Source organism: Burkholderia sp. FL-7-2-10-S1-D7 (assembly GCF_001524185.1).
GTDB lineage: Bacteria > Pseudomonadota > Gammaproteobacteria > Burkholderiales > Burkholderiaceae > Burkholderia > Burkholderia diffusa.
In genome coordinates this window covers 1-650 of sequence record NZ_LOWY01000075.1, presented here as the reverse complement: position 1 = coordinate 650, position 650 = coordinate 1, and the positions used below count along the sequence as shown (strand labels likewise).

General features: G+C 65.5%; 1 pseudogene. It reads left to right on the top strand.

The features are described from left to right. Positions 1 to 650: pseudogene (locus WS75_RS23645) on the top strand (RHS repeat domain-containing protein); the annotation flags it as partial.

The window sequence follows — 650 nt, the reverse complement described above, 5'->3', positions numbered from 1 at the left end:
CGCTACCGGTACGACGCCAGCGGCCAGCTCACCGACATCAACGACACGCGGCGCGGGCAGCTCGCCTACCGCTACGATCCGGTGGGCCGCCTGCTCGAAGCGCAAAGCCGGCTCGGCCACGAGACGTTTGACTTCGATCCGGCCAGCAACCTGATCGACCCGGCCGAGCAGCGCGAAGCCGAGCGACAGCGCATGCCGCGCATCAAGGCACTGGACAATCTGCTCAAGCAATACGCCGGCACCCACTACCAGTACGACGCGCGCGGCAACCTCACGCAACGCTGGCACAACGGCAAGGAAGGCCGTTTTACGTGGGACCTGTTCGACCGCCTGACCCACTACGAAGACGAGCGCCTGAAGGTCGACTACACCTACGACGCCCTCGGCCGGCGCTTGTCCAAGCACAGCCAGGCGCACTACGAGGAAAGAAGCGAAGCGGGGCCACACTGGAACCGCGCCGAGCGGGTCAAGCGCAACCGCGAGCTGCAATGCGGCTTCACGTTGTATGGCTGGGACAGCGACACGCTGGCCTGGGAAAGCAAGATTGCCGACGAGGACGGCTTTGGTGCGCGCACCACCCACTACGTGTACGAGCCGGGCAGCTTCGTACCGGTAGCGCAGGCGGTGCGCGACGACGCCATCGAATTGCT